Source organism: Gordonia sp. KTR9 (assembly GCF_000143885.2).
In the GTDB taxonomy this organism is placed as follows: Bacteria; Actinomycetota; Actinomycetes; order Mycobacteriales; family Mycobacteriaceae; genus Gordonia.
Map to the genome: position 1 here is coordinate 20,416 of NC_018580.1, position 22,054 is coordinate 42,469.

Genomic DNA, 22,054 nt, shown 5'->3' on the forward strand with positions numbered 1-22,054 from the left:
GGTTCTTCAACGGTGTGAGGTGGTGGTCAGAAGGGCACATCGACAGCCGCCTCTGCCAGGCTGATCGAGCGTGAGGGCTCGGCCGCGGTGGCCGCTGACTCGGACTGCTCAATGCCGTAGAGGTGGCGCAGAGCCCAGTGCTCGGCGATCATCCGATCGGTCTTTTCGTCGGACCAGAACAGCCGGAACGCAGTGTTGACTCCGCCGTCGGGGCTCCACACGATCAGAGTGGGGATTCCGGCACGCACCGCGGCATCAACGCAGCCCCAGGTGCCGCGCGAGCGACCAATCTTCTTGGCGCGAGTCTTGGACACGGTGGGCATCGCGAGGAGTAGCCGCGGTCCTAGAGCGATCATCGCGGCGTTGCGCCGGTGCCCGGCCATCGCGCATTTGTCGAGTCCGCGATGTCGCGCCGGGCACAGATTCACCGTCTGTTCAGGACTGCCCGGGGCGAAGTCTGGCAGTTCGAACACGTGGGTGCTCCATTGCGCGGGATGACAAACGGCTTCCCATCCGGGCGTGCGATCCGCCGCGGCCTGCCACACGGCTGTGTCAGCTCCGCCGGCGCCGCCATGGTCGAGCAGCAGCGGCGGCCGGTCGGCGGCCGGACTGGGTGTCAGGAGAATCCGCGCAGCGTTGAGCGCGAGAATGCCGGCCTCGGCCTGAGCGGAGGTGGTTGCGTGTCTGCAGCCGGAGGTCAGCACGCGAGTGCGACCGATGTGCTCGGAAGGGATTGAATAGCTTCGGTAGTCGGGCATGGGGGTCCTCGCCTTCTCTGCGGGTCTGTCAGGGACGGACGCGTTCGGTTTGTCCACTGAGACAGCCCCTGTCAGCGGCTGCGCCGCTGCCGTGGAGAAGGCGGATCGATACAGGCGCTCACACGCCGGTGCGCGCCAAGTTCAAACATCAGAGTTGCGACAAGCTGATGAGAGCGTGAACGATGAAATACCCAATGACGGTGACGAACAGCGTCACCACGGCACCGCATCCGAGAAGTGTCTGGCGTTCACGTGTGGTGGCCCGCAGGATCTGAATCTCTTCGATCAGCCCCTGCTCGGTGCTCGACCCGTCGTCCTGGTGAGCCGACACGAGGTCTTCGACGGCTGTATCCCGGCGAGCGACCAGCAGCAGACTGATCAAGGCCCATCCGCCGAGTACGCACACCACGATCAGCGCGAAGACCAATGTGAGAATGGACAGATTGATCATTGCACCCGGGTTTCTGTTCGAGGGTCCGCAGCAGCGACAGTACTGATTATCGATTATGATTGTGTGACGAGTGGCGCAAGGCCCCCTACGTGACCACTCGACGATGTAGGCGACAGGCCTGTGAGACTCCTATATATGCAGGTCTGTCGCCTACGGGGCGACAACAGTACCAATCGATCGCTGTCGCTCGGCAGGACGCGAGATTGGTCCCGCGAGTAAGTCTCGGGGAAACTCAGAAAGATAGAAGCCGGACAACCCGAGTGGGCTGTCCGGCTTCTGCGTGTGGTGCGGAGGATGGCCCTCAGGCGAACGGGGCGTCGTTCTGCAGGGGCGCCTGCTCGACCGGTGCGCTCGCGGGTGCGGCCGCGGCGTTGTCGTCGGCGGCGTTGCGCTGGCGGCGCGCCGCGGTCTCCGCCTTGGTCTCCTCGAGCACGACGTTCTTGATCTCGTTGGTCGGCTCGTAGACGGTCTTGCCGTCACGCTTGAAGACCTGGGTGTAGGGCTCGTAGAACAGTCCCACCTTGGAACCGCGGACGATGTAGGCGTAGACGCCGTTGCCCTTGCCCTCGGGGATGTACCCGGTCAACTCGATGTAGCGCGGCTGCGGCTCGGTCTGACCGTTGCGCACGAACTCTTCGGAGTAGGCCAGGTTGAGCTTGACGGTCTGCGAGCCGTCACCGTTGGTGAAGAAGACCGGATCCCGGGTGAGGCGGCCGGTGACCTTGGCGAAGTTGTTGGCGTTGATCTGGGTCATGATTTCTCCCGTGTGCTGTCCAGGATGTTCCTGGAGGTGTCGGATAGTCGACCCCGCCGACTGGTGTGCCCGTGGGGTTCATGTGTTCCTCCGGCGAAGGCTCTGCCTATCGCAGGTCTGTTGTTCTCTTCAGTTGTTCGTGATCGTCAGCGCGTTTCTAGCTGTGCGTTGGTTGGATCGCAGTTGTCCTGCCGGCAGCTCTGCTGCCGGACGATCGTGAAACAATCTGAAACTATCATCGAGAAACTCAGACTGATACCCTTTAGACAATGGCTATTGAGTGATTCCGCGATCTGTCACCGGCTTGAACTGGGGCGATACACACACAGTGGCGCTACGACAACTTGACGGGAAGTTTCTCAGTGAGTAAATCGGTGAAGACGATTGCGGCACTCGTGACGGTGTGCGTTGCAGCGCTGGGGCCGACGGGATGCTCGACCATGGGCTCCGAGGGAATCGACTATTCGTCAGCGGAGTCAGATCAGTTCGGATTGCCGGCGGGAGCACCGGCGCTGATGACCATGACCGTGACGAAGTCGTGGCCGATGGCCGACGCCGGACGCATTCAGGGCATGGATACCGTCTCCGGCGGCCGACTGATCGCGATCGCGGCACCCGACGTGAACAGCGGAGCGCCAGGGGAATTGATGACGATCGATACCTCAGCCGGTCCAGGCGTGGACCCTGCGTCCTCGCTGTACTCGATCCCGTTCGGGGCCGAGTACGCCGAGGCCTCGCGATCATCGGTCCAAATAGCCCATGGGTGGGCGGTGGCAACCGGCCCGGGTGGACGCACAGCAGTCAGCACAGGGAGCCGATTCGGTGTGATCGCTGATCTGACAGTCTCGCTCGACGATCCCGGCAACTACTTCGGCCTCGCTACCGACAGGCCGGGCTCGCCCATCACTCCGGTGACTGGGGCATGTTGGTATCCGGGCGTCGGTGACGACGCAGCCGGAACCATGACGGCCCATGGCTCGAACACGGTGGAACGCAGAATGACCGCAGCCGGCCCAGGGGACGGCCGCCCCACCCGAGTTCTGATGCAGAACGGGCCGTACATGAACGTGCGTGAAAACCAGGAGGGAATCGCGACCGAGATCGGTCCCGCCGCACCGCCGAAGCTCGCTCCCGCATACGAGCTCGGCGTCGGAGGTCTCACTGACCTCGTGTGCCTGGACGACACTCAGGTCGAGCAGCTGCACCGAGCAGGAGTGACTCAGGGACTGCGCCAGGGCCAGGGCGCCTCGCTGCTGGCGGTCATCGATCGCCAGCTCGCTGACAAGTGGTTCACCAGCGGTGTCGATGTAGTTACGAGGGCTACCAACGGTCAGCAGGCACGGGGAGCCCACAACAGCGGGGCATTGGTCGGCCAGGCAACGGGGACCGGCGCCGATCGACTCGACGCCGTAGCCATCGATACTGGGACCGGAGTGGCTGTTGCGGGGTTCCAGGTGCGCGGGGAAGATGTGCCCGAGGATGCTCAGGTGACGAGCCTGACCCTCGATACCGCCGATGCGCGCAGAGGCTGGGTCACGATCGAAGGTCAGGACAGACTCTATGAGTTTGTTATTGATATGACATAGTCAGGACAAACTCGCGATGATACTTCGTGTAGGGGGAAACAGACGCACCATCTGTGAACACCCATCGCCTCCGGACGCGCTCGTCTGGGGGACATACGGAAAGACGAACTGATGACCACGCCGAACGGATACCCGCCGCCCACACCGCCATACAACCCGAAGCCGCAACTTCCCAAGTGGCTGTTGATCGGCGCTGCGGCGGCGGTGGTCATCGTGATCATCGTGGTCGTGGCCGTCGTAGCGTCGACGGCCGGGAGCGATGACAGTGATTCGCCGGCCGAAACTGCGAGGACGAGTACCTCCTCGGCGCAGTCGGCGTTCGTGCCGAAACTCGATAGCGCCGATTTCGCCGCCCGGTGGCAAGACAAGGAGAACGGCGAGTACGTCACCCCCCCGCAGAGCATCAAGATCGTCGGCAGCGTGGATGTGAGCGGCGACGACGAGTCGATCGGCTACGGCAGTGTCGAGCAAAGCATGCCGAAGCGCGCGAACTACGCCCAGACGGAGTCGAGCTTCCCTCGCAATCCAGCGATCTCGATCGTCGCCGACACCGACGGTGATCTGCGGTTGGCCTGGGGATGCGAGACCAGCTATGCCGAGCCCGAGGGCGCCAATTGTCAGAATTACACCCTGACGGTGGACGTCTCCGGATCGCAGCCCAGGGTCGTGAAGGCGGCAGCCGAACGGGTCGGCCCGTACGTCGAAGCAGACGATTCGACGACGACGAAGGTTGCGGCCATGTCGGTGTCCAACCCGGAACAGCTACCGGCCTCGATCATGGGCACCGACAAGACCACCGGTGCGCCGACCGCGCTCGTGCTCGGTGCTGTACAACCAGATGAGGATTCGGAGACGGTCTACCTAGTGGTTCCCGATGCCCTCAAGATCTTCATCGGAGAGCTGCACAGCACTCGGTGAACCGTCGAGAAGAAAGACCCCGCACCGGTTTTGGTGCGGGGTCTTTCGTGGCGTACGTCGTCATGCGAAGGAGACCGCGGTGCGCCTGCATCACCACACCGTTCCCACACCTGTTCGGTGGGTATACGTCATAAATACGCCCTTCGCTGTGTGTGGCACCCGTACGTCGAGATTCCGGGTGGTCTCGGCGACTCCTTTCCCCTCCCACCTCGAGCACGATGCCTCCATCCTCGGCGCGGTCTTCCGTGCCTTGACCAACCACGACGCATCGAACCCGTAGGTGACGTGTCCCGGAGTTCTTCCCGTGCGCTTGAAGGTGAAGGACCAGTAGTGTTTTGACACTCGAACGTCAAACTTGACTCGCATCTCATTCCTCCTGTGTTGATTCGAGGGGGCGCAGCTTCTCGTCGAGTTATGGCTAGATCCACCGGATTCGGGACTCAGTCAGGAGCTTCAGTCCGTCGGGATAGTCGAGGGATGTGATCCCGAGGGACAACCAGCCGTCGGCGCCAAGGACCCGACCTGCTTTGCGTTCCCTCCGCGTGATCCGCAGTCGGTTCGCCGCAGGTACGTCGCGTCGCGATTGTTCGTGCCAGCCGGTGTCGTACTGCAGTGGCAGGAGACACTCGGGGTGCAACCATGTCCGCTCCTCAACGATCTGGATGAGGTTCGACAGCGCCCGCGGCGGCGGTGCCTCGAGGTAGCCCGGATCTCCCGGCTCGAGCGCGTTCGCCTCGTTGTACTGGGCTGCGGCGGCCGCCGGCGTCATGCAGCGAGCGCCGGGGCTCAAGATCCCGGCCGCGATCTGACGTTCGGTCCACGAGCTGATGAGGGGCATAGCGAGGTCCAATCCCTGGGGGTCACTTTCTGTATGGATCCCCGTCACCGGCTTCGCCGGCTGATACCAGCCCTGCGCGGCTGGTGTGAGAGTTTTCGCTGAGACGTGGACACTGAATGAACTCCGTACCCGAGGTCCGGGGCTCGATCTCTCGTCCCATCAGGTCGTGACTACGGTTGTTGACTCGCCGGTGTGAGCAGACTCCGGAACCAAGACAGGGGAGGGTCTAAGGGGATGGATACATCTGAGGTCCGATGCTCGATTCCGGCAGCGGAGAGCGGTCACACGATGGTGTTCGAGTTCCGCTATCGGGGAAGTGAAACCGCGGTGAGGTCTACGTTGCGGATTCGATGGGAGGACGACCCGATGGAGGGGTTGGGTACCTCATGGTGCGCGTCCTTCGATCGACCGCCGTGGCGACTCGACGGCCATCTCCCGGGACTTGTCCCGGGAGAAGTGTTAGCGGAAGTTGTCGCCGGCGAGCATCGCTCGGCAGAGGAACCGACGGGGTCACTCACCAGCTGACCGTGTCTGTCGAACGGCCCACATAAGCGGGGTGCGGAGAGCGCTCCGAGGCACCTCTTGAGGTGGTACATCCCACTCGTGAAAGAACTATCAGTGTTTATCTGACAGGACCCCTGCGCTTGGAGTAATTGCAGGTGAGTTGCTGTAAAGTATGACGTCACGGTTAGTCTCAGAAATACTGCGGCGGCATATAGATACGGCGGGTGGAGTGCAGGTGGGTACAGAGATCAAAGACAAGGCGTCGGTGGCGCGACCCACGATCAGGATGAACATGGAGACCTACGAGAGGGCCAAGTTCTGGGCCTCTCGTGACGCGGAAGCGGCGGGAACCACCCCGAACTTCAACGACTTCGTGACCACCGCGGTGGAGAACGAGATCGCCCGGCGGTCCGGCGCCGAGATCGACACCGACAACATCCTCACTGGCCGCGTCAACCAGATGGCCGATGCTGTCAAGTCGATGGAGACCCAGCTCACCGCCGTGACCACGATGGTGCAGACCACGTTCTCGACGCTGATCGAACTCGCTCGCGGCGACAGCATTCTGACTGACGCACCCGACGAGGAGGACGGCGAGCTCGATGGGGTGCGCCAGTGACCGAACAGAGCAATTTCGAGGGTGACGCAGCCGATCCCTTGGTCGAATGGGAATCGATCCCGGGCGCCGGCGCCACCGTCGACCCGCACGACAACTTTCGAGGCGAATCAGGTGGGAACACAAGCGCGTTCGATCAAGTCCGAGGCCTCCTCTCCGAACCAGGCGCACAGGTCGGGACCGCCAAGCTCAGTGAGAAGATGGTCGAGCAGATCGACTCTTTCAACCAGGCATGGGAGAACCGACCGATCTCTCCACTGGTCGCAGCCGGAAAGAAGATCGTGGAAAGCGATGCCTCTAGCGCATTGACTCGGCTACTCGGACTGCCCCGGCCCGACGCGAGCACGTCAGAGACGACAATCGAATCCGTTGGCACTGACTCTGAGTGCGTGTCGGGTGAGCAGGACGACATCAGCGAGACGTCCCCGGACCCGGAGATCCTCGACGAGTCGCCGGCCGTGGGTGATGAGACTTCGGAATCGGTCGTGCCCGACGACGTCGCCTCTGAACTTCCCCCGGAATCGGCCGACTCCGACCGCATCTCTATCGCACCCTCCCCACGGTTGACGGCGGCCTACGAGGCGTATGGCGCACTGAATCCCGTTGAGGCAGAGGTCTTCCGCAGCCAGAGCGGCCTGCTCGACTCGGTCCAGGTGCGCGAGGCGTCTGCTCGCGCTCAGTGGCTGGCGCTTGAGACACTCAGTGAATATGAGGAGAGGGCGGTGGACTTGCGGCATCAGCTGAACGCCGCTCGTCAGGGGGCCGCCGACGCGGCACAGACGGCTACCGAGCGTAACGAGGCGTTGGCGGCGACGGTACGCGCACTCGAGGGGCAGCTCGAGCTGGCACGGTCTGAGCTGGCCACGATGCGATCGGCCGGCACCGACGGGGACGGTGCGACTGACGGTGGCGCAGGACGACAGTTGATCAAAGGTGTCGACGACTTGCGACCCGTCGATGACAGCGAAGAGCCGAGTAATGACGCCGTCGACGAGGACCACGACGACTCGAACACCGACATCGAAGCAGAGCATCTGATCCTCGATGTGGATCCGGACGGAGAGTTGACGGGCCTCGGCGGCGAGGACCGGGAGACTGACGTGTCCGACGAGGACGGTACCGAAGACGGTGGCGACGGCGGGATGCTGCAGGCGCTGCAACGGCTCGCACAGGGTCACGACGAACCGCTCGAGCAGCGAGACTTCGGTGCGTAGGTCGTGGGGTCAATCTCGTGCAATGAGAAGGGTGGTATCCGGGTGAACGAGAAGGTCCCGTCACCGCATCGGCAGCAGCTACTCGATCGGGCCGGCAAGCTCTGGGATCAGTTTGTGACGAAGGCGGATCGCAGCCTGTTCGACGCTGGGTTCACCGAGTGGGACGGTGAGCAGAACGCGCAGGTGTGGAGGTCTGTTGCCTCATCTCGCGTACCCCGGTTGATGCGCCTGGTGAAGGATGTCAACCCTGAGCAGCTCGAGAAGGCGATCGAGACCTACCTGATGGGTATCGACGAGCTCTATACGCTGCGAGATCAGATCAGGGCGATTGATTCTGGCGAGGGGGGCGACCAGATCACGACGGGAGCTGGCGTGAACGGCCAATCCCATTCCGGCGCCTTGGCCGACGAACTCCACCACCGCAGCCAAGAACGTCTGTCCAGTTCGAAACCGGGCCTGTTGGTTACCCAGTTCGCCGGCAAGAAGGTCACCATCAGCCCCCGAGTCACCGAGGTGCGCCCCGAGGCGGGAGCATCCATCGGCGTCAGCTCGGCGAGAGCGCAGACGCTCAGCTCTCTGGCTGGCTCGGTCAAGCGGGTTGATCGTGTCGATGAAGCGCTCCTGGAGCTGTTGCGTGAACGGGCTACGGTCTCGATGCGGGCCGCCGGCATCGAACCGTCCGGGTTCGGCACTGATTCCGGTGCGGTATCTCGCGCCGCCGTTGTCACCGCGGCCCTGACGATGGTTGTACGGGCGGCCGGGATCACCGGCGTTCAGCTCAATGAGGAGGGTGAGCTGTTGGTCGAACTCCTCAGCGATACCGGAGATCTCGCGAGAACCGCGAGTATCGACGCTCGCCTGGCCCTTCTCGGCGATCAGCTCGACAGAATGGAGGCCACCGGGCGGGCCACCCACAAAAAGACTGTGGACATCGAGAAGCAGGGTTTCCTGACCAAGCTGGTCACAAACTATTTGCTGGCTGAGAGGTTGCGCGTGGTCCGCCCGGGCACCGAACGACCGGGCGCCGACGTCGACGTCGCAGATCCGAAAGCGTTGGGTCTACTCGAGACGATGACGGCACAAGCCCGTCGAGAGTTGTCTCGGCGCACCCACAGCAAGGGGCGTCCTGGTCCGGACAGGGTCGGCGAAGCAACCGTCTTGTGATAGTCCCACGAATTTACTCGGAGATTGTCGGGCTGTCCCGCCGCACGTGACGTATGCGCAGGTCGTATGTGTATAGTCAGAACCGAAGAACACCAATTCACAAGGTCCTGCGGTTATTGGTCGGGGATTCTCCACCGGGCTGTGTGACCTTTCGTTCCGGACCACGTGTTCGGGGGACAAGATGAGGAGCGGTACATGGCTGCGGACGAGGGCGGAAACGGAAAGCTCGACATCAAGAAGTTGCTGTCGGACATCCTGCACAAGCTCGAATCTCTGGAGAAGAAGCTCGATGAAGAGGTCGAGGCGCGCCGCGATCTCACCGAGAGCGCAACCGAGACGCTGATCAACTACAGCAAGTCGATCGAGGCTCTCCAGCAGGGAACCTTCGCGATGCTGAGCATGCACATCGACATCGTCGGGCCGCGACGTAACCATCCCGACCCCGCCGTCGCGGAAGAGGCCGCGAATCACGCGAAGCTGGCAATGGAGGCGCAGGCCTGGGTCGCGCCGACCCTCTTCGAGAATCTGTACGGCATCAGCGCCGAAACGGGCGAAACGCTTCCCGGGCGTGAAGCTGGGGTCAAGCTTCAGCAAGCCTGACCCCGCGGGGGCCCTGTTGCTCGAGACCGAAGGCTCCTGATAGCCTGATGTCACAACCGCAGGTATTCGTACCTGAGAGAAACCCCCCGGGCAACCGGGGGGTTTCTTGCGTCATAGCTCGTTGTTCTAAAGAGAAGGCTGTGCGGTGTTGATCGTTTTGGGACTCGTAGCGTGGTTGACCATCGGCGCAGCACTCGGCCTGATGGTGGGATCGCAGGCCTTCGCGCAGGGCTGGTCGGATGCCGCACCTGCGGAACCGCATTCAGGGCCTCGGCTGCAGAAAGAAGTAGCCGACGACCGCAACGGTCGCCGGCTACTGATGGTCTCCACGGTCACCGCGGTGGTGACGGGGTTGATCTCGATGGTGGTGTTGATCGGCGAGACCCTTGTCGGCCTGCTGATTTCACTGCCGGCGGCCGCGATCGGCGCGGCCGCGGCGCTGTTGATCATGTCGGCGGTGGGGTCCGCCGCTGACGGTGATGGCTCGGTCGACGATCAGATGCCCTTGGACCAGTAGGCGATCCCTACTGCCTCCAGCTCCGACAGCACAGTTTCGTCCGGCATTTCCTCCACGGCGCAACTGAAGTCGCCATCCTCGTCGTAGAAGACGATGGAGGTACGGACATCGAGGTTCGCACGTTTGAGCAGGTCGGCGTTGATGTAAGCGACCATCACGCCGCGGTTGATCTCCCGCGACATCGGGTTCGCGTCAGTCATTTCGGTGATAGCCATGGTCTGAGCTCCTTCGGACGGGCGAGCGGGGCGCGCGCGAGATGTAGACGCCGGTATGCGTCACGGCGCTGGACCTATGTCGGGTCCTGCATCTATCTCGGCGGCGGCTCCGCTGCTGCCTACTGCATCACGGTCCGCGCCCAGGCCCGGGCGACCGAGCTGGTGGGTATCGACATGGACCGTGTGAACCGTCATGCCTGGCGCAGCGACACCAATGCTTGCATTCACAGGATCGCTGCCTGACGAGAAACCGGTAGCGCGTAACACTTTCGGCAACCGTGTACCGGTTCGGCCGCAACAAAATGGGTACAACCGGCACATGACCTATCGCCGCAGGTCAGTGTCATTATCGATGTGACGGACCTTGTCGAAACTCTCACACCTTGAAATGAGGAATGGGTACAAGTCGTAACCTTATGACCTGCACCAATACGAACCATGTACCGGGGATAAGCCGTGTACCCACGATTCTCAGAAACTCCTCGAACCACGATCTAGGCCGCGCAGCCGTCGCGAAATCTGCTCTGTAACAGGTTTTCCGGCGACAAGAAGTTCACCGGAGGGACATCACAGCCTGCATCAGGGTGTTACCGCTGGTCAGCGGCGTGCCTACACGTACCCATTTCCGCGAACGCTTGTACCATTTTCCTCAGTGACTCGTATTAGTACAGTTCAGCGACGTGTTCAGAAGTGCAAGAAAGGCACGAGAAAGTGGTACATAGGCAGATGTCACACGGCGCCCAGATGCTGGTGGGATCTACCGACCCCGCCGTCTAAAGTGGGTTCGTGACCGGGGTGGAAGAGACGATGCAGACCGTTGGCGAGAGCTCGAATGAGCCGCTGTCAGTACGACAACCGTCGACGACGACAATCAGTTCTGCGATCGAGTTCCGTAGCGGCTGCATCCGTCAATGTCCCCAGGTCTACGACTTCAGCGTCACGGCGGTTGTCACTACCCCGAGAGTCACTGACGGTGGAGGCGCGAGAACAGATCAGGCAGCGATGCGCGGGCTATTGCAGCAGCTGGCCGCCATCTTGGGTCACCGCATGCTGTGGTACCCAGAGGATGTAGCGGAGCTGCATCGTCCGGTGCTGTGGCCGGCCGGTGTCGGTGGCCCACGTCTCCCACTGCAGCACTGGCGGATTCGGCCAACCGCGGGGAACGTGGCGATGTGGATTGCCGGCTGGCTCGGCGATCGACTCGAGGTCTGGGACCCCAATACGGCGCTGGTGGCTGTCGAACTGCGAGAATCCCCCAACCTGGCGGCGATCGTCCGCGGTGTCGACATAGAGGACTGCAGGGGCTTTCCGGGGCTCACATACGGACTGTGATCTGCCAACCGAGTTTCGACTGTTCGCGCTAGACAGAGCCCGTGGACCCTGTTGTTCGTGCGGGAACACACTGCGGGGCCGCGTCGACGCACTCATGTCGCAAACTCGGTGACTCTTGGATCTGACGCCCAGGCGTCATGCCAAACACGTCTTCCGTGGACGCGGTGCGTGACAATCCGAGCGCATGGTCCATGCTCTCCGCCTGAGAATCCGGGTCAGGCCGAGGGCTCCATTCGTCATCACTGTTATGGTGAGTGTTATTCATCAGACAATGCGGCAGCGACACCGTACCGCCATGTACCTGCATGAAGACAGCATCCGGCGATGATGGGACAAACACTATGGGGAAAGTAGGAATACTTACTGAGAAGCCCTCGGCGGCCCGCAACTTCGCCGCGGCGCTCGGCGGTATGAGCGGCTCGTTCGACGGAACCGAGTACGTCATCGTCAACGCTCGCGGTCATCTGCTGGAACTGAAAGATCCGTCGGAGATGGTCCCGGCGTCACTCGCCGAGAAGTACCGGAGTTGGGACCTGGAGCATCTGCCCTGGGATTCCGGCGACTTCCGCTGGGAACGCGAGATTCGCCGCAAGGTCTCGGGGAAGAAGTTGGTGACCGACCCCGACGCCAAGAGTCTGCTCCAGGAGCTCAAGAAGACCCTGTCGAGCTGTGACACGGTGTGCAATGCAGCCGATCTTGACCCCACGGGCGAAGGGTCGCTTCTGGGCTGGGAGATTGTCGAGTTCCTGGGCCTCGAGGGTAAGAAGCTCGAACGCATGGAGTTTCTGGATGAGACGCCGGCGTCGTTGCAGAAAGCATTCAAGGCCCGTCGCTCGGTGACATCGATCGAATCCGAGGGCGACTACCGCAAGGCTGACTTCCGGTCCAAGTGGGACATGCTCTCCATGCAGTTCACCCGCGTGGCCACGAAGGCATCGGGAGCAAGCACTGTCCTGCGCAACGGTCGACTCAAGTCGGCGATGGTCGTGATCGTCGGCGACGGCCTCGACGCGCACAAAAACTACGTGAAGAAACCCTTCTATGAGAACCGTTTTCGGGACGAAAACGGTGTCACCTACGCCGACCCCGAGGTCGATCGGTTCGAGAACAAGGCGGATGTGCCGGGCGGGCTGGAGTCCTCACCGGTTGTTCATGACGGAGTCAGCCGCAAGAAGACCGCTCCGCCCCGGCTCATGGACCTAGCTGCCTTGTCCTCGCTCCTGTCCAAGAAAGGGTTTGGAGCGAAGAAGGTGCTGGAGACCTACCAGAAGATGTACGAGGCTCAGGTCGTCTCCTACCCGCGCACCGAGGACAAGTTCATCTCGATCGAGCAGTTCAACGAGCTGCTACCGCTCGTCGACCAGATTGCCGGGGTCGTCGGAGTCGACCCGGCCGACCTCAGTCATCGCGGACCGCGCAAGACCCACATCAAGTCAGGCGGCGCACACGGTGCCAACCGGCCGGGGCCCAATGTCCCCGCGAGCCTGGATGCCGTGGCAAAAGAGTACGGCGAACTCGGCAGAGAGATCTACGAGCTCCTCGCGAAGAACTACCTCACGATGCTCGCCCCGGACTATGAATTTGACCAGCACCGTGGACATGTCGAGAAGTACCCCAGCTTCGTCGGATCGCTGAACGTTCCCGCAGTGCTTGGCTGGAAGGGTGTGTTCGTCATCGAGGACGACGAGAACGAGGACAGCGACGAGGTCGCGCCGAAGGCCATCAGTTTGGGACAGGTGGCAGCGCCGTTCGTTCACGAGGGGTTCCCCAAACGGCCACCCCACCCGACGATGGGCTGGCTGATGAAGCAGCTCGAGAAGCGCAGCGTCGGTACCGGCGCCACGCGTACGAGCACCTACGCCGAGATCACCAACAACAGTGCCGGCAAAGCCCTGATGGTCGAGAAGAAGGGCAAAATCACCCTGAGCCCGATCGGGGAACTCAACCACCGGATCCTGCCGGGTACACACATCGGAGACCTCACGATCACCGAGCAGGTGTTCGAACAGATGGCTCAGATCGAGGCCGGCACCGGCGCTGCCGAGGACTTCCTGTCAGTTGTGGCCGACCTCGTCCGCGACGATCTCGCAACCATGAAGACCAACGCCGGGAAGTTGCCCCGCGAACTCACCGAGCGGACGGGCAAGGCCGGCTTGACTCGCGCAGCTGTCGAAGTCATCGATTTGCCGCCGGCACTTCACTTTCGACATGCGGACAAAGTCGCCACGCGCGCGAAGAGAGTGTTCGGTGGACATCGATTCACCGATTCGGAGGTGGCGAAACTGGTGGCCGGCGAGACCCTCGAGATCACAGCCACGAGCCCGAAGACCGGGAAGACTTACACCTGCAAGGGAAAGCTCGAATCCGGCGTGATGGACAAGGACGGGACGAAGTACCCGTACGTCAGTTTCAAACCTCAGTTCGAGGAACGCGCACCCCGAACGGATCTGGTCAGTGGGGTGTGGAAGGGCAAGCAGGTCTCGTTCAAGGCGCGCGGCTGGGGAGCCAACCCGCATTGGCCCGGCAAAGACTTCACCGACGAAGAGGTCATGAAACTCTTGGCCGGAGAGACAATCGAATTCGATGCCAAAGGAAAAACCGGGCGACCGTACCGGGCGAAAGGTGAACTGGGCGAGGGGACGTTCCAGGGGAACAAGACCTTCGGGTTTCGCCTCAAGCTCGATGATCGAAATTCGCCCCCGGGGACACGGAAGCGCAAGGTCGCAAAATAGGCCGTGAGACCACCGGACCGAGTTCTGGTCCGGTGGTCGTATTCGTGATTGAATATGGCCAGAAGTCGGATCATCCGACCTCATGTGACGATGATGAAGGAGTGTCACGATGACCGAAACGAACACCCTCACCGAGCGCGAATACGTCGATCTACCAGAGGATCTGCACTATGCGACCGAGTTCGGCACCGCGACGCGGTTCAGCCGGAGCTGGGGAGGTCATCGCTTCACCGACGAGGAAGTGGCGGCATTGTCGGAAGGCAAGAGCGTCACCTTCACTCTCACCCGGAGCGACGGGAGCAGTGAGACGATCGTCGGTCATCTCGAAGGCAAGATGTTCGAGCCGGAAGACGACCCAGACCGCGGGCCCATCGTCTACGTGGGCTTCACCAAGGAGGCCAACAGCGCGACTCATGCTGAAGGGATCTGGGCGCGGACAGGGACGAAGGTCAGATTCAAGCGTTCGTTCGGCACACACACCTTCAGCGAAGGTGAGGTGACCGCATTGCTCGCGGACGAGTACGTCGGGTTCACCGCCACCTCGAGGTCTGGCGGCCAGTACGAGGCCACCGGCCGGTTGGAGCCTCAGTCCTTCGAGGCCGGAGGCGGCAGAGTGGTGAACTTCATCGGGTTCAAGCCTGATTTCGGACATTAGTATCGTAGGAGTGCAGAGGAATGGTCAAGAGCGCGTACAAGATTCCGGTCAGCATCGACCGGAGCCGCCTCGATCACAAGATCACGCTGCAGGCGTTTCAGCTCAAGAGCAAACCGATCTCGATCAAGAGCATCCTGTACTGGGTGCTGTTCGTGTTCGTGACGGCCTGGATCGTGCTGCAGAGTCCGTTGTCGGCAGCTCCCTGGATCGTGCTGGTTCTCCTGGTCATCTGGATGTCGATCACCGCCGCGGTTCTGGGAAAACAGACCAAGACCGGGGACATGAAGTTCATGCAGATCCCGGCGCTACTCGACTACATTCCCACGCGTAAACGTCGGGTGATGACCCGAACAAGCTCCAAACCGTATGGCTTCCTGTCGATCGTAGGGATCAAGGACGTCGAGGCGAGCGGCATTCTGCGGTATGTCGACGGCGAGGTCGGGCAGATGTACTCGGTCGTCGGCAGCGCATCGGCTCTGCTGTTCGAAGGCGACCGCAACGCCATCGTGCGTCGGGTCGACAGCTTCCATCAGAAGATCGACAGTGGAACGTCCTGGTGCTATCTGACCACCAAGGAATCCCAACGGGTGTTTCAACAGATCGCGGCGGTCGAGCACCAGAACCGATCGTTGCGACACCGCGATCCCGAGTTGTTGGCGTTGGAACGCGAGAAGCTCGATGTGCTCGTCAACAAGGTCGGTGGCCAGTTCAGTTCGTTGCACCAGTACTTGCTGGTTCGAGCGTCGAACATGAAGGAGCTCAAGGCTGCTCATCGTGTACTGCGCGCCGAACGAGAGAACTCGTCACTGATGTTCCGCCGGTGCGAGTTGCTCAACGGGGCGGATGCGTTGGAGGTGCTGCGCTCGGTGTACCGCGCACCGGCAAAGGACAAAGTCGAGGCGATCATGTAGACCCATGACCTGCACAAACCGGATAGGACGAGCGATTGTCATCGATTGGGAGCGCGTCGAGGGTGGACGATGGTCACTATAGGATCACCCGCATGGGAAAGCACGCGATCACGATGGGTCCGGTGGGGCGCATCGTGGCCACCAGGTTGGTGACACAGCGTTGCGACCTGGGGATGACTCAGAGAGAACTCAGCGAGGCCGTGAGTCAGAACGGCCGGCGGCTGGGGCGACAGGCAATCATCGAGATCGAGACGGGCCGACGTCGAGTCGACGTCGATGACCTGAGTGCGTTGGCCGCGGTTCTGCAGACCACGACGGCGTACCTGATGGGCGAGCTCGATGACCCGAACAAACGGTACTGACCAGTAGGACTCACACGTGGGCGACAGGCAGGCAGTTGTCGTCGAATACATAGCCGGCCCGAGGCCCGCCGCCACCGATGTACGGAGCGCCCAGTACGCAGGTGACCCCATCGTCGGTGCGCACGACGGGCCGTTCGACGTCACCGGCGGGACGAGTGAGCAAGACGGCCAGCAGAACTACGAGACCGCAGGCCAGCACGCCATCGACGAACAAAACGATGCGCAACGGTCTACTGGCCACCAGTGAAGTGTACGAGACCACACAACCAGCGACCCCGGTGAACAGCAGTGCAGCTGCCGCAAACCACGCACGAAGGAGTCCGACGATGACCGCCGTACTAGGAGCCCGGCCCAGCCAACCCGCACCACCAGCGGTCGCAGTCCTCAGCGCCGAGCAGCAAGCAGTGGTCGACGCGGCCGCGAAAGGGCACGACGTGATCGTCGATGCTGCAATCGGATCGGGCAAGACCAGCACAATCCAAGACCTGTGCGCCAGGCTCAGCGCCACCACACGCATCCTCTACCTCACCTACAGCCGGCTGCTCAAAGCAGACGCGCAGGACCGGGTCGGCGGCGCGCGAGTGCAGAACTACCACGGAGTGGTGTACCCCCACTTGCAGCGACTGGGCATCAGCTGCGGCATCGGCGAATCAGTCCAGGTCTTCAATGACAACTTCGAAGCGATTCGGCCGGGCTTCGGACAGTACGACCTCCTTGTCGTCGACGAGTACCAGGACATCAACACCGAGTACGCGATCCTCCTGCGCAACATCAAGAGCACCAACCCCAGAATGCAGATCGTGATGGTCGGGGACATGTCCCAGAAAGTCCGCAGCGACACCACACTCGACGTCCAAGCGTTCGCTCGGGAGTTCTGCACCGCACCGGTCATGCTGCCGTTCACCCAGAGCTTCCGGATGGGCCCGGAGATGGGGGCGCTGCTCGGCACCGCGTGGAACAAGCCGATCGTCGGAGTCAACCCCGATCAGCGAGTCCGAATTCTCGATCACGCTGAGGCGATCGCATTGATCGCCGAGACTGCCCCCGGAGACCTGCTCTGCCTCGGGAAACAGACCGGAGCCATGGTGCACGCGCTGAATGAGGCCGAGAAACTGGCCCCTGAGCGGTACAACAAGTCAACGGTGTTCGCCTCGATTCGGGGGGGCGACTCCGCCGTCCGGCCGCAGGACGGAGTTGCGGTCTTCACGACGTTCGACGCCTCCAAGGGCATGGAGCGACCTGTCTGCGTGATTTTCGACTACAGCCTCAACAACTGGACTGTGCGGGCCAACTTGCCCAACACCGACCACGAAGTACTGCGCAACGTCTTCCTGGTCGCCGCGAGCCGCGGCAAACAGGAGGTCGTCTTTGTGCGCAGCGGGGCGATGCGCAGGAATCCGATGCCGACCGATCCCGGCGCCGAGGAGATGATCGGACAGATGCCGGTCAGCAAGTTCACCAACCTGCCCAACGCGGTGCGTCCCCAGTACAACCAGCCGTTCATGGCACAGGCGGCATTCTCGTTCAAATACTCCGAGAACATCGCTGCAGCAATGCGTTTGATCACTCGAGAACGACTCGATGACGGGACCGGAAGCGAGATCGTGATCGATCGGGCTGACGGCTTGATCGACCTGTCGCCGGCCGTCGCGGCCTATCAGGAAGCACTCTTCTTCGAGCGCCATGACGCCACCGCGCAAGCAGTCATGATGACGCACACCTCGATCCTGGCCAGGAGTCTGCTGTCGGAGATCACGGGCGACCCGTGGAAGGACGCTCTGACATTGGCGGCCATTGAGACCCAGCAGATGCGATACCACAACCAAGTCAGCGCGACGATCCCCGCAGAGGTCGCTGCGGCCCTCACGCAGCGCTTGAGCACCCAGCTACCACGTGACTGTCGGGTGCAGGTGGGCATGGGACTGTCAGGGTTCGCCTACGCCGGCGCGGAGGACTGGAGCCCGATTACCTTCTCCGGCATCGCCGATGCCATCTACAACCGACAGATCTTCGAGCTGAAGTTCACCAGTGCACTCGACCACGAGATGTTCCTGCAGACAGCTCTGTATGTAGCGATGGCACGATACGCAGGGTTCGACGTGCACTCAGGGGTGTTGTGGAATACCCGAACCGGTGAGCGATGGTCCGTGCAGGTCCCCGACCTCGCTCGATTCATGAACGCAGTGGTGTTGTGCGTGAGCAAACAGAGCTACTCACGGTTCGAGATCGAGACAACGCCTGCGGCAGCGCGGGCTCAGATCCGATGATCAACCCCGCTAGCCCGTCGGGCGGTCGAGAGCGTATTGCGCAGCCCCCGATGATCACTCGGAGTCAACGGCAGGGTGATCTGGGCGCCGCTCTCGGGCCAGCGAAGTATCGGATGCTGCGAACTCGACAGACGCACGAAACACCATCCGTCATCGATAAGCAGCTGCATGGTCTTGCGGACCTGCTTGTCGCCGACGAGGCGATACGGGTCGAGATTCGTACGCATCTGCCGCTTGACCATGGGCTTGAGGCTACCGGCGAGCAGGATTTGCTAGACATCAGATGTCGTAAAACGCGACATCCCGAACTCGAAGGGACGGGGTCGAAAGTCATGAATGGGTCGAGAGTGTCCGCGGTGGTAGGGGTGGGCACGCCCACCTCGGGGGCGAAGCGGGCCCTGCGATGACAGCTCTACGCGAGCTGTGGATCACTCGCAGGAACATGGTGCTCACGCTCGCCGCCGCCGTCCTGGTTGCCGTCGTCGCGATCGTGATGCTGCTCTGGCTCGTGGGCCGGGGTGCCGAGTCGTCGAACGATGCATCCGATGCAAACACGATGCTTGAAGGTCGCCCGGTCAGCGAAGGGATCACCGCGGCCGGCGGCAGCTGCGAAGCGTCTGGCGCGATCGACCGTCGCAACTGCACGCTCGACGGCGTCACGTTCCAACTCTCCGAGGGCACCTGGGTTCGGCAATCGGGTGAACGGGAGCGCCAATGCATGCAGGGACAGGCCTCGCGACAAACGAAGATACTCACCAACCGAAGTTGGATGGTGTACGCCGACGACGAGGACCAACTGATGAAGATCAAGGACCACCTGTCAGACAACGGTGTGGACTCGGAGATCGTCGGCTACTGCGACTGGGACGAGTGACCTCGCAGCGACGTAGGTGTGCCGGTTGAACAAGAGCCTCGATGCAGAACCTCTGCATCGAGGCTCTGTGCATGAGCGGGGCTCGGGTGAATTCCGTGCGGTTGGAATCGACGGATGATTTCTGCGTAAGAACTCCGGTGGAAAAGTACGGCACAGACATATCTGTACTGTGAACAGGCAGTACAGGGTCTTCTCAAACCGATCCGAGTAATTCCACATGTTAGACTTCGACACAAATGTGTCGACGAGGGTGGGATTGTGCCGATGGGCCTGTTCAAACGAAACAACGCCGACATCGACTACTCCATCTTCGGTATCGAATCAGATGAGGTCGATGACGAGGGTATCGATCCCGACCTGTGGGGCGGGACCTCGCAGCGCGACGACGACGCTGATGAGGGTCCGCTCGGTCAGATCGACGTCGCTGAGGAGTGGGAGACCGCTGCGGCAGTCAGCCGGGACCAGGACATCGACCTGGAAGAGGCTCTCGGCGAGGACATCTTCAATGTGGTCGCCGAGGACGTTGTGGCGCGAGTGGAGAGCCTACGCAGTGGGCAGCCGGCAACCTCGAGCGCGCCGACTGTCAAGCGTCCAGGGCGCTTCGACACCAGCCGCCTCGACGAGATCGCCGCACAGATCGCCGCAGAACAGGCCGCGAAAGCAGAGGAAGCGTCGTTCGACATCGAGAAGATGTCCAAGGAGCAACGCAAGCTCTACATCGAAGCGCTCGGTGAATCGCTCGAGCTCTACGACCACCTGGTGGCCATCAAGCCGCGTGAACGATACGTGTTTCGGTCGGACTACTACGAGATCGACGGATCAGGCGCGGTTGCATGCATTCTGGCGATGTTCCACCGAGACGAAGCACGCGACGAGTTCCCGACCTTTTGGGGAGTGAGCCGGATTCCGTCCGATCTGCCCACAGGTGTCACCGCGATCGTGTTCGAGCAGGTCGAACGTAAGGACGAGAAGTGGGTCGAGAACGCCCTCAAGCGCGCAGACAAGCTCGACCGACTCGAAGAACGCGAACAGGCCGACGGCGGCACGATGAGCACCAAACGGAGTGCGGCCAAAGCCGCAGACGATCTGTACAGCACAGTCGCTGAACTACAGGACGGTGCGTCCTACCTGTCGGTGCAGAACCGACTGCTGCTTCACGCTCCGAGCCTGGATGCACTCGACTCCGCGGTCGACAAACTCGCGCGACAGTACATCGAAGCATTCTCGTCGTTGCACGCAGCGCCGTATCACGGTGAACAACGTCAAGAGCTGTCCACGCTGTTCGCCAAGAACGACGACAAACGCAGCGACGGTTTCCACATGACCTCAACTGAGTACGCAGGGTCTTACTCGCTGGTGACCAACGGTCTCGCTGACCCCGGTGGCGAGTTCGTCGGTCAGATGAGCGGCGACTACAACAACTCAGCGATCCTGTTCGAGGTCGACCGCTGGCGACACCATGTGGTCCTCGCCGATCAGGCTCTCAATCACGCACTCGACCGGGCCAGAGTGGTCGACATGTGGGGGAGCAAGATCAGCCAAGCGGCGCTGCTCAACAACCATCGCGTGGTGCATCTGGTACTCAACGGCGCCCAGTTGGAAAAGCTCGGACCACCGCTGGAAAGAATTACCGCACGCTTGGACATGAGGCGTGGTGACGTCAACATGTTCGAGCTCTTCGGCGAGCGCAAGGATCAGCTCAGCCTGTACGGCATCCACCTGACCAAACTGGTACTGATGGCCGAGCAGGCCCTCGGAGCGGCCGACCCATCAGCGGTCTCGATCATCCGCAGCGAACTCAAGGATCGGTTGACGGAGTTCTACGTCGACCAGAAGATGTGGGCGCGCTCGGCAGAGAAGAACCAAGAGAAACTCCGACTGGTTGGGCTCGACCACAACGAGGTCCCCCTCCTGCAGCACTTCGTCCCGTACCTCGACACGATGCACAAGAGACTGCTCCAGCAGGGCAACCAAGACACCGACGCGCAGCGCGCGATCAAGACTCTCCAAGGTGTCTTCAAAGACATGCTGCAGGCCAATTCGGACTTGTTCAATCAGCCGACGTCGGATGCGATCAACTCGGCAGCCTCGGCCCGACGAGTGATCTACGACTTCTCGGGCTTGGTCAACCGCAGCAAGGGGCTGGCGATGGCACAGCTGGTGAATGTCGTGGGCTTCGCCGTGGCATCCCTGGACGAAGGCGACGTCCTGCTCATCCACGGCGCCGACCAGATCACCGACAACCAGGTTCAGGAATACCTGGTAGCCCAGTTCGAGCGACTGTTCCGTCGAGGTGCTCGAGTCGGGTACCTCTATGAGAACCCCGATGTGATGCTGGCTAATCAGGGCTTCAACAAGTTCGAACGAGCCGACTACACCGTGCTGGGCCCAATGGCGAAAGAGACCATCACCAACTACGAGACCGCACTGCACACCGCGGTCCCGACCGAGCTCAAGAGATTCCTTGCCGCCACCGACCTGGCGATCAGTTACCTGCGCCGGGGTTCGGTCAACGTCGTGTTCTCCACCCAGCTCAGTCTGGGACTCAAGATCGAGCAGCAACCAGGAGACGACGGTGAGGTCTTCGCCGCCCGCGTGCGAGAGGTCGACAGAGCCAAGAAGATCGCAGCGAACAGCGAGGTCGCGGCACTCGAGCGGGCCGAGCAGGAACGCGCTGAGGCTCGACGCGAGTTGTTGGCCGGCGAGCCCGTCAGGGACCAGGGGGAGCCGAGAACCGCAGCGCGACTTCAGAGCTCACAGCGATGACATCTGGAAAACGGGGGGTT

21 protein-coding genes are annotated in these 22,054 nt (G+C 61.8%); 15 read left to right on the forward strand and 6 right to left on the reverse strand.

What is annotated here, in order from left to right; translation table 11 throughout:
* Window positions 1-26: 26 nt before the first annotated feature.
* The 3 genes from KTR9_RS00155 to KTR9_RS00165 form a co-directional block, all read right to left on the reverse strand.
* On the reverse strand, window positions 27-758 hold the full coding sequence (locus tag KTR9_RS00155) for a hypothetical protein (protein ID WP_044505500.1): 732 nt from the start codon (window positions 756-758) through the stop codon (window positions 27-29).
* A gap of 148 nt (window positions 759-906) precedes the next feature.
* The gene (locus KTR9_RS00160; RefSeq protein WP_014924663.1) at window positions 907-1,209 is read right to left on the reverse strand and encodes a hypothetical protein; all 303 of its coding nucleotides are present in this window, start codon (window positions 1,207-1,209) and stop codon (window positions 907-909) included.
* 301 nt (window positions 1,210-1,510) lie between these two features.
* Complete coding sequence (locus tag KTR9_RS00165; protein WP_014924664.1) at window positions 1,511-1,963, reverse strand: ssDNA-binding protein; 453 nt, start codon at window positions 1,961-1,963, stop codon at window positions 1,511-1,513.
* Between the two features lie 374 nt (window positions 1,964-2,337).
* On the opposite strand from KTR9_RS00165, the gene KTR9_RS00170 reads away from it, so the two are divergent.
* Both KTR9_RS00170 and KTR9_RS00175 read left to right on the forward strand, forming a co-directional pair.
* Window positions 2,338-3,549, forward strand: coding sequence for a hypothetical protein (locus tag KTR9_RS00170; RefSeq protein WP_148281108.1), 1,212 nt, complete (start codon window positions 2,338-2,340; stop codon window positions 3,547-3,549).
* 111 nt (window positions 3,550-3,660) lie between these two features.
* Window positions 3,661-4,467, forward strand: coding sequence for a hypothetical protein (locus KTR9_RS00175; protein ID WP_014924666.1), 807 nt, complete (start codon window positions 3,661-3,663; stop codon window positions 4,465-4,467).
* A gap of 418 nt (window positions 4,468-4,885) precedes the next feature.
* Here KTR9_RS00175 and KTR9_RS00180 read toward each other — a convergent pair whose 3' ends face one another.
* Entirely contained in the window at window positions 4,886-5,305 is a 420-nt protein-coding gene (locus KTR9_RS00180) for a hypothetical protein (protein WP_014924668.1), read from the reverse strand.
* Window positions 5,306-6,044: 739 nt separating this feature from the next.
* Here KTR9_RS00180 and KTR9_RS00185 point away from each other — a divergent pair.
* The 5 genes from KTR9_RS00185 to KTR9_RS00205 all read left to right on the forward strand — a co-directional run bounded on the left by KTR9_RS00185 (window position 6,045) and on the right by KTR9_RS00205 (window position 9,920).
* Window positions 6,045-6,428 carry a hypothetical protein gene (locus KTR9_RS00185; protein WP_014924670.1) on the forward strand — a complete coding sequence of 128 codons (384 nt, stop codon included), beginning with the start codon at window positions 6,045-6,047 and terminating at the stop codon, window positions 6,426-6,428.
* A gap of 386 nt (window positions 6,429-6,814) precedes the next feature.
* Window positions 6,815-7,639: a hypothetical protein gene (locus tag KTR9_RS00190; protein ID WP_148281109.1), complete on the forward strand. Its 825-nt coding sequence runs from the start codon at window positions 6,815-6,817 to the stop codon at window positions 7,637-7,639.
* A gap of 42 nt (window positions 7,640-7,681) precedes the next feature.
* On the forward strand, window positions 7,682-8,803 hold the full coding sequence (locus KTR9_RS00195) for a hypothetical protein (RefSeq protein WP_148281110.1): 1,122 nt from the start codon (window positions 7,682-7,684) through the stop codon (window positions 8,801-8,803).
* A 195-nt stretch (window positions 8,804-8,998) separates the two neighbouring features.
* A complete protein-coding gene (locus tag KTR9_RS00200) occupies window positions 8,999-9,403 on the forward strand; it encodes a hypothetical protein (RefSeq protein WP_014924673.1) in 405 nt (134 codons plus the stop codon).
* Between the two features lie 145 nt (window positions 9,404-9,548).
* Entirely contained in the window at window positions 9,549-9,920 is a 372-nt protein-coding gene (locus KTR9_RS00205; RefSeq protein WP_148281111.1) for a hypothetical protein, read from the forward strand.
* Here KTR9_RS00205 and KTR9_RS00210 read toward each other — a convergent pair.
* On the reverse strand, window positions 9,899-10,135 hold the full coding sequence (locus KTR9_RS00210) for a hypothetical protein (RefSeq protein WP_014924675.1): 237 nt from the start codon (window positions 10,133-10,135) through the stop codon (window positions 9,899-9,901). The genes KTR9_RS00205 and KTR9_RS00210 overlap by 22 nt on opposite strands.
* Window positions 10,136-10,921: 786 nt before the next feature.
* Here KTR9_RS00210 and KTR9_RS00215 point away from each other — a divergent pair.
* The 6 genes from KTR9_RS00215 to KTR9_RS00245 all read left to right on the forward strand — a co-directional run bounded on the left by KTR9_RS00215 (window position 10,922) and on the right by KTR9_RS00245 (window position 18,394).
* The gene (locus KTR9_RS00215) at window positions 10,922-11,467 is read left to right on the forward strand and encodes a 6-carboxytetrahydropterin synthase (protein WP_148281112.1); all 546 of its coding nucleotides are present in this window, start codon (window positions 10,922-10,924) and stop codon (window positions 11,465-11,467) included.
* A gap of 341 nt (window positions 11,468-11,808) precedes the next feature.
* Window positions 11,809-14,199 (forward strand): DNA topoisomerase, encoded by a 2,391-nt coding sequence (locus KTR9_RS00220; protein WP_014924677.1) that lies wholly within the window; start codon window positions 11,809-11,811, stop codon window positions 14,197-14,199.
* A gap of 109 nt (window positions 14,200-14,308) precedes the next feature.
* Complete coding sequence (locus KTR9_RS00225; RefSeq protein WP_014924678.1) at window positions 14,309-14,854, forward strand: hypothetical protein; 546 nt, start codon at window positions 14,309-14,311, stop codon at window positions 14,852-14,854.
* A gap of 20 nt (window positions 14,855-14,874) precedes the next feature.
* Window positions 14,875-15,765: a hypothetical protein gene (locus KTR9_RS00230; protein ID WP_014924679.1), complete on the forward strand. Its 891-nt coding sequence runs from the start codon at window positions 14,875-14,877 to the stop codon at window positions 15,763-15,765.
* Between the two features lie 92 nt (window positions 15,766-15,857).
* Window positions 15,858-16,127, forward strand: a complete 270-nt coding sequence (locus tag KTR9_RS00235) for a helix-turn-helix domain-containing protein (RefSeq protein ID WP_014924680.1) — start codon at window positions 15,858-15,860, stop codon at window positions 16,125-16,127.
* Between the two features lie 155 nt (window positions 16,128-16,282).
* Window positions 16,283-18,394: an AAA family ATPase gene (locus KTR9_RS00245; RefSeq protein ID WP_158409735.1), complete on the forward strand. Its 2,112-nt coding sequence runs from the start codon at window positions 16,283-16,285 to the stop codon at window positions 18,392-18,394.
* Here the strand turns inward: KTR9_RS00245 and KTR9_RS00250 are convergent.
* Window positions 18,382-18,636: a hypothetical protein gene (locus tag KTR9_RS00250; protein ID WP_044505508.1), complete on the reverse strand. Its 255-nt coding sequence runs from the start codon at window positions 18,634-18,636 to the stop codon at window positions 18,382-18,384. The two genes, KTR9_RS00245 and KTR9_RS00250, sit on opposite strands and share 13 nt — an antisense overlap.
* A 161-nt stretch (window positions 18,637-18,797) precedes the next feature.
* On the opposite strand from KTR9_RS00250, the gene KTR9_RS00255 reads away from it, so the two are divergent.
* Together KTR9_RS00255 and KTR9_RS00260 are read left to right on the forward strand one after the other, a co-directional pair.
* Window positions 18,798-19,268, forward strand: a complete 471-nt coding sequence (locus KTR9_RS00255; RefSeq protein WP_014924683.1) for a hypothetical protein — start codon at window positions 18,798-18,800, stop codon at window positions 19,266-19,268.
* 264 nt (window positions 19,269-19,532) lie between these two features.
* A complete protein-coding gene (locus tag KTR9_RS00260) occupies window positions 19,533-22,034 on the forward strand; it encodes a hypothetical protein (RefSeq protein WP_014924684.1) in 2,502 nt (833 codons plus the stop codon).
* Window positions 22,035-22,054 lie beyond the last annotated feature (20 nt).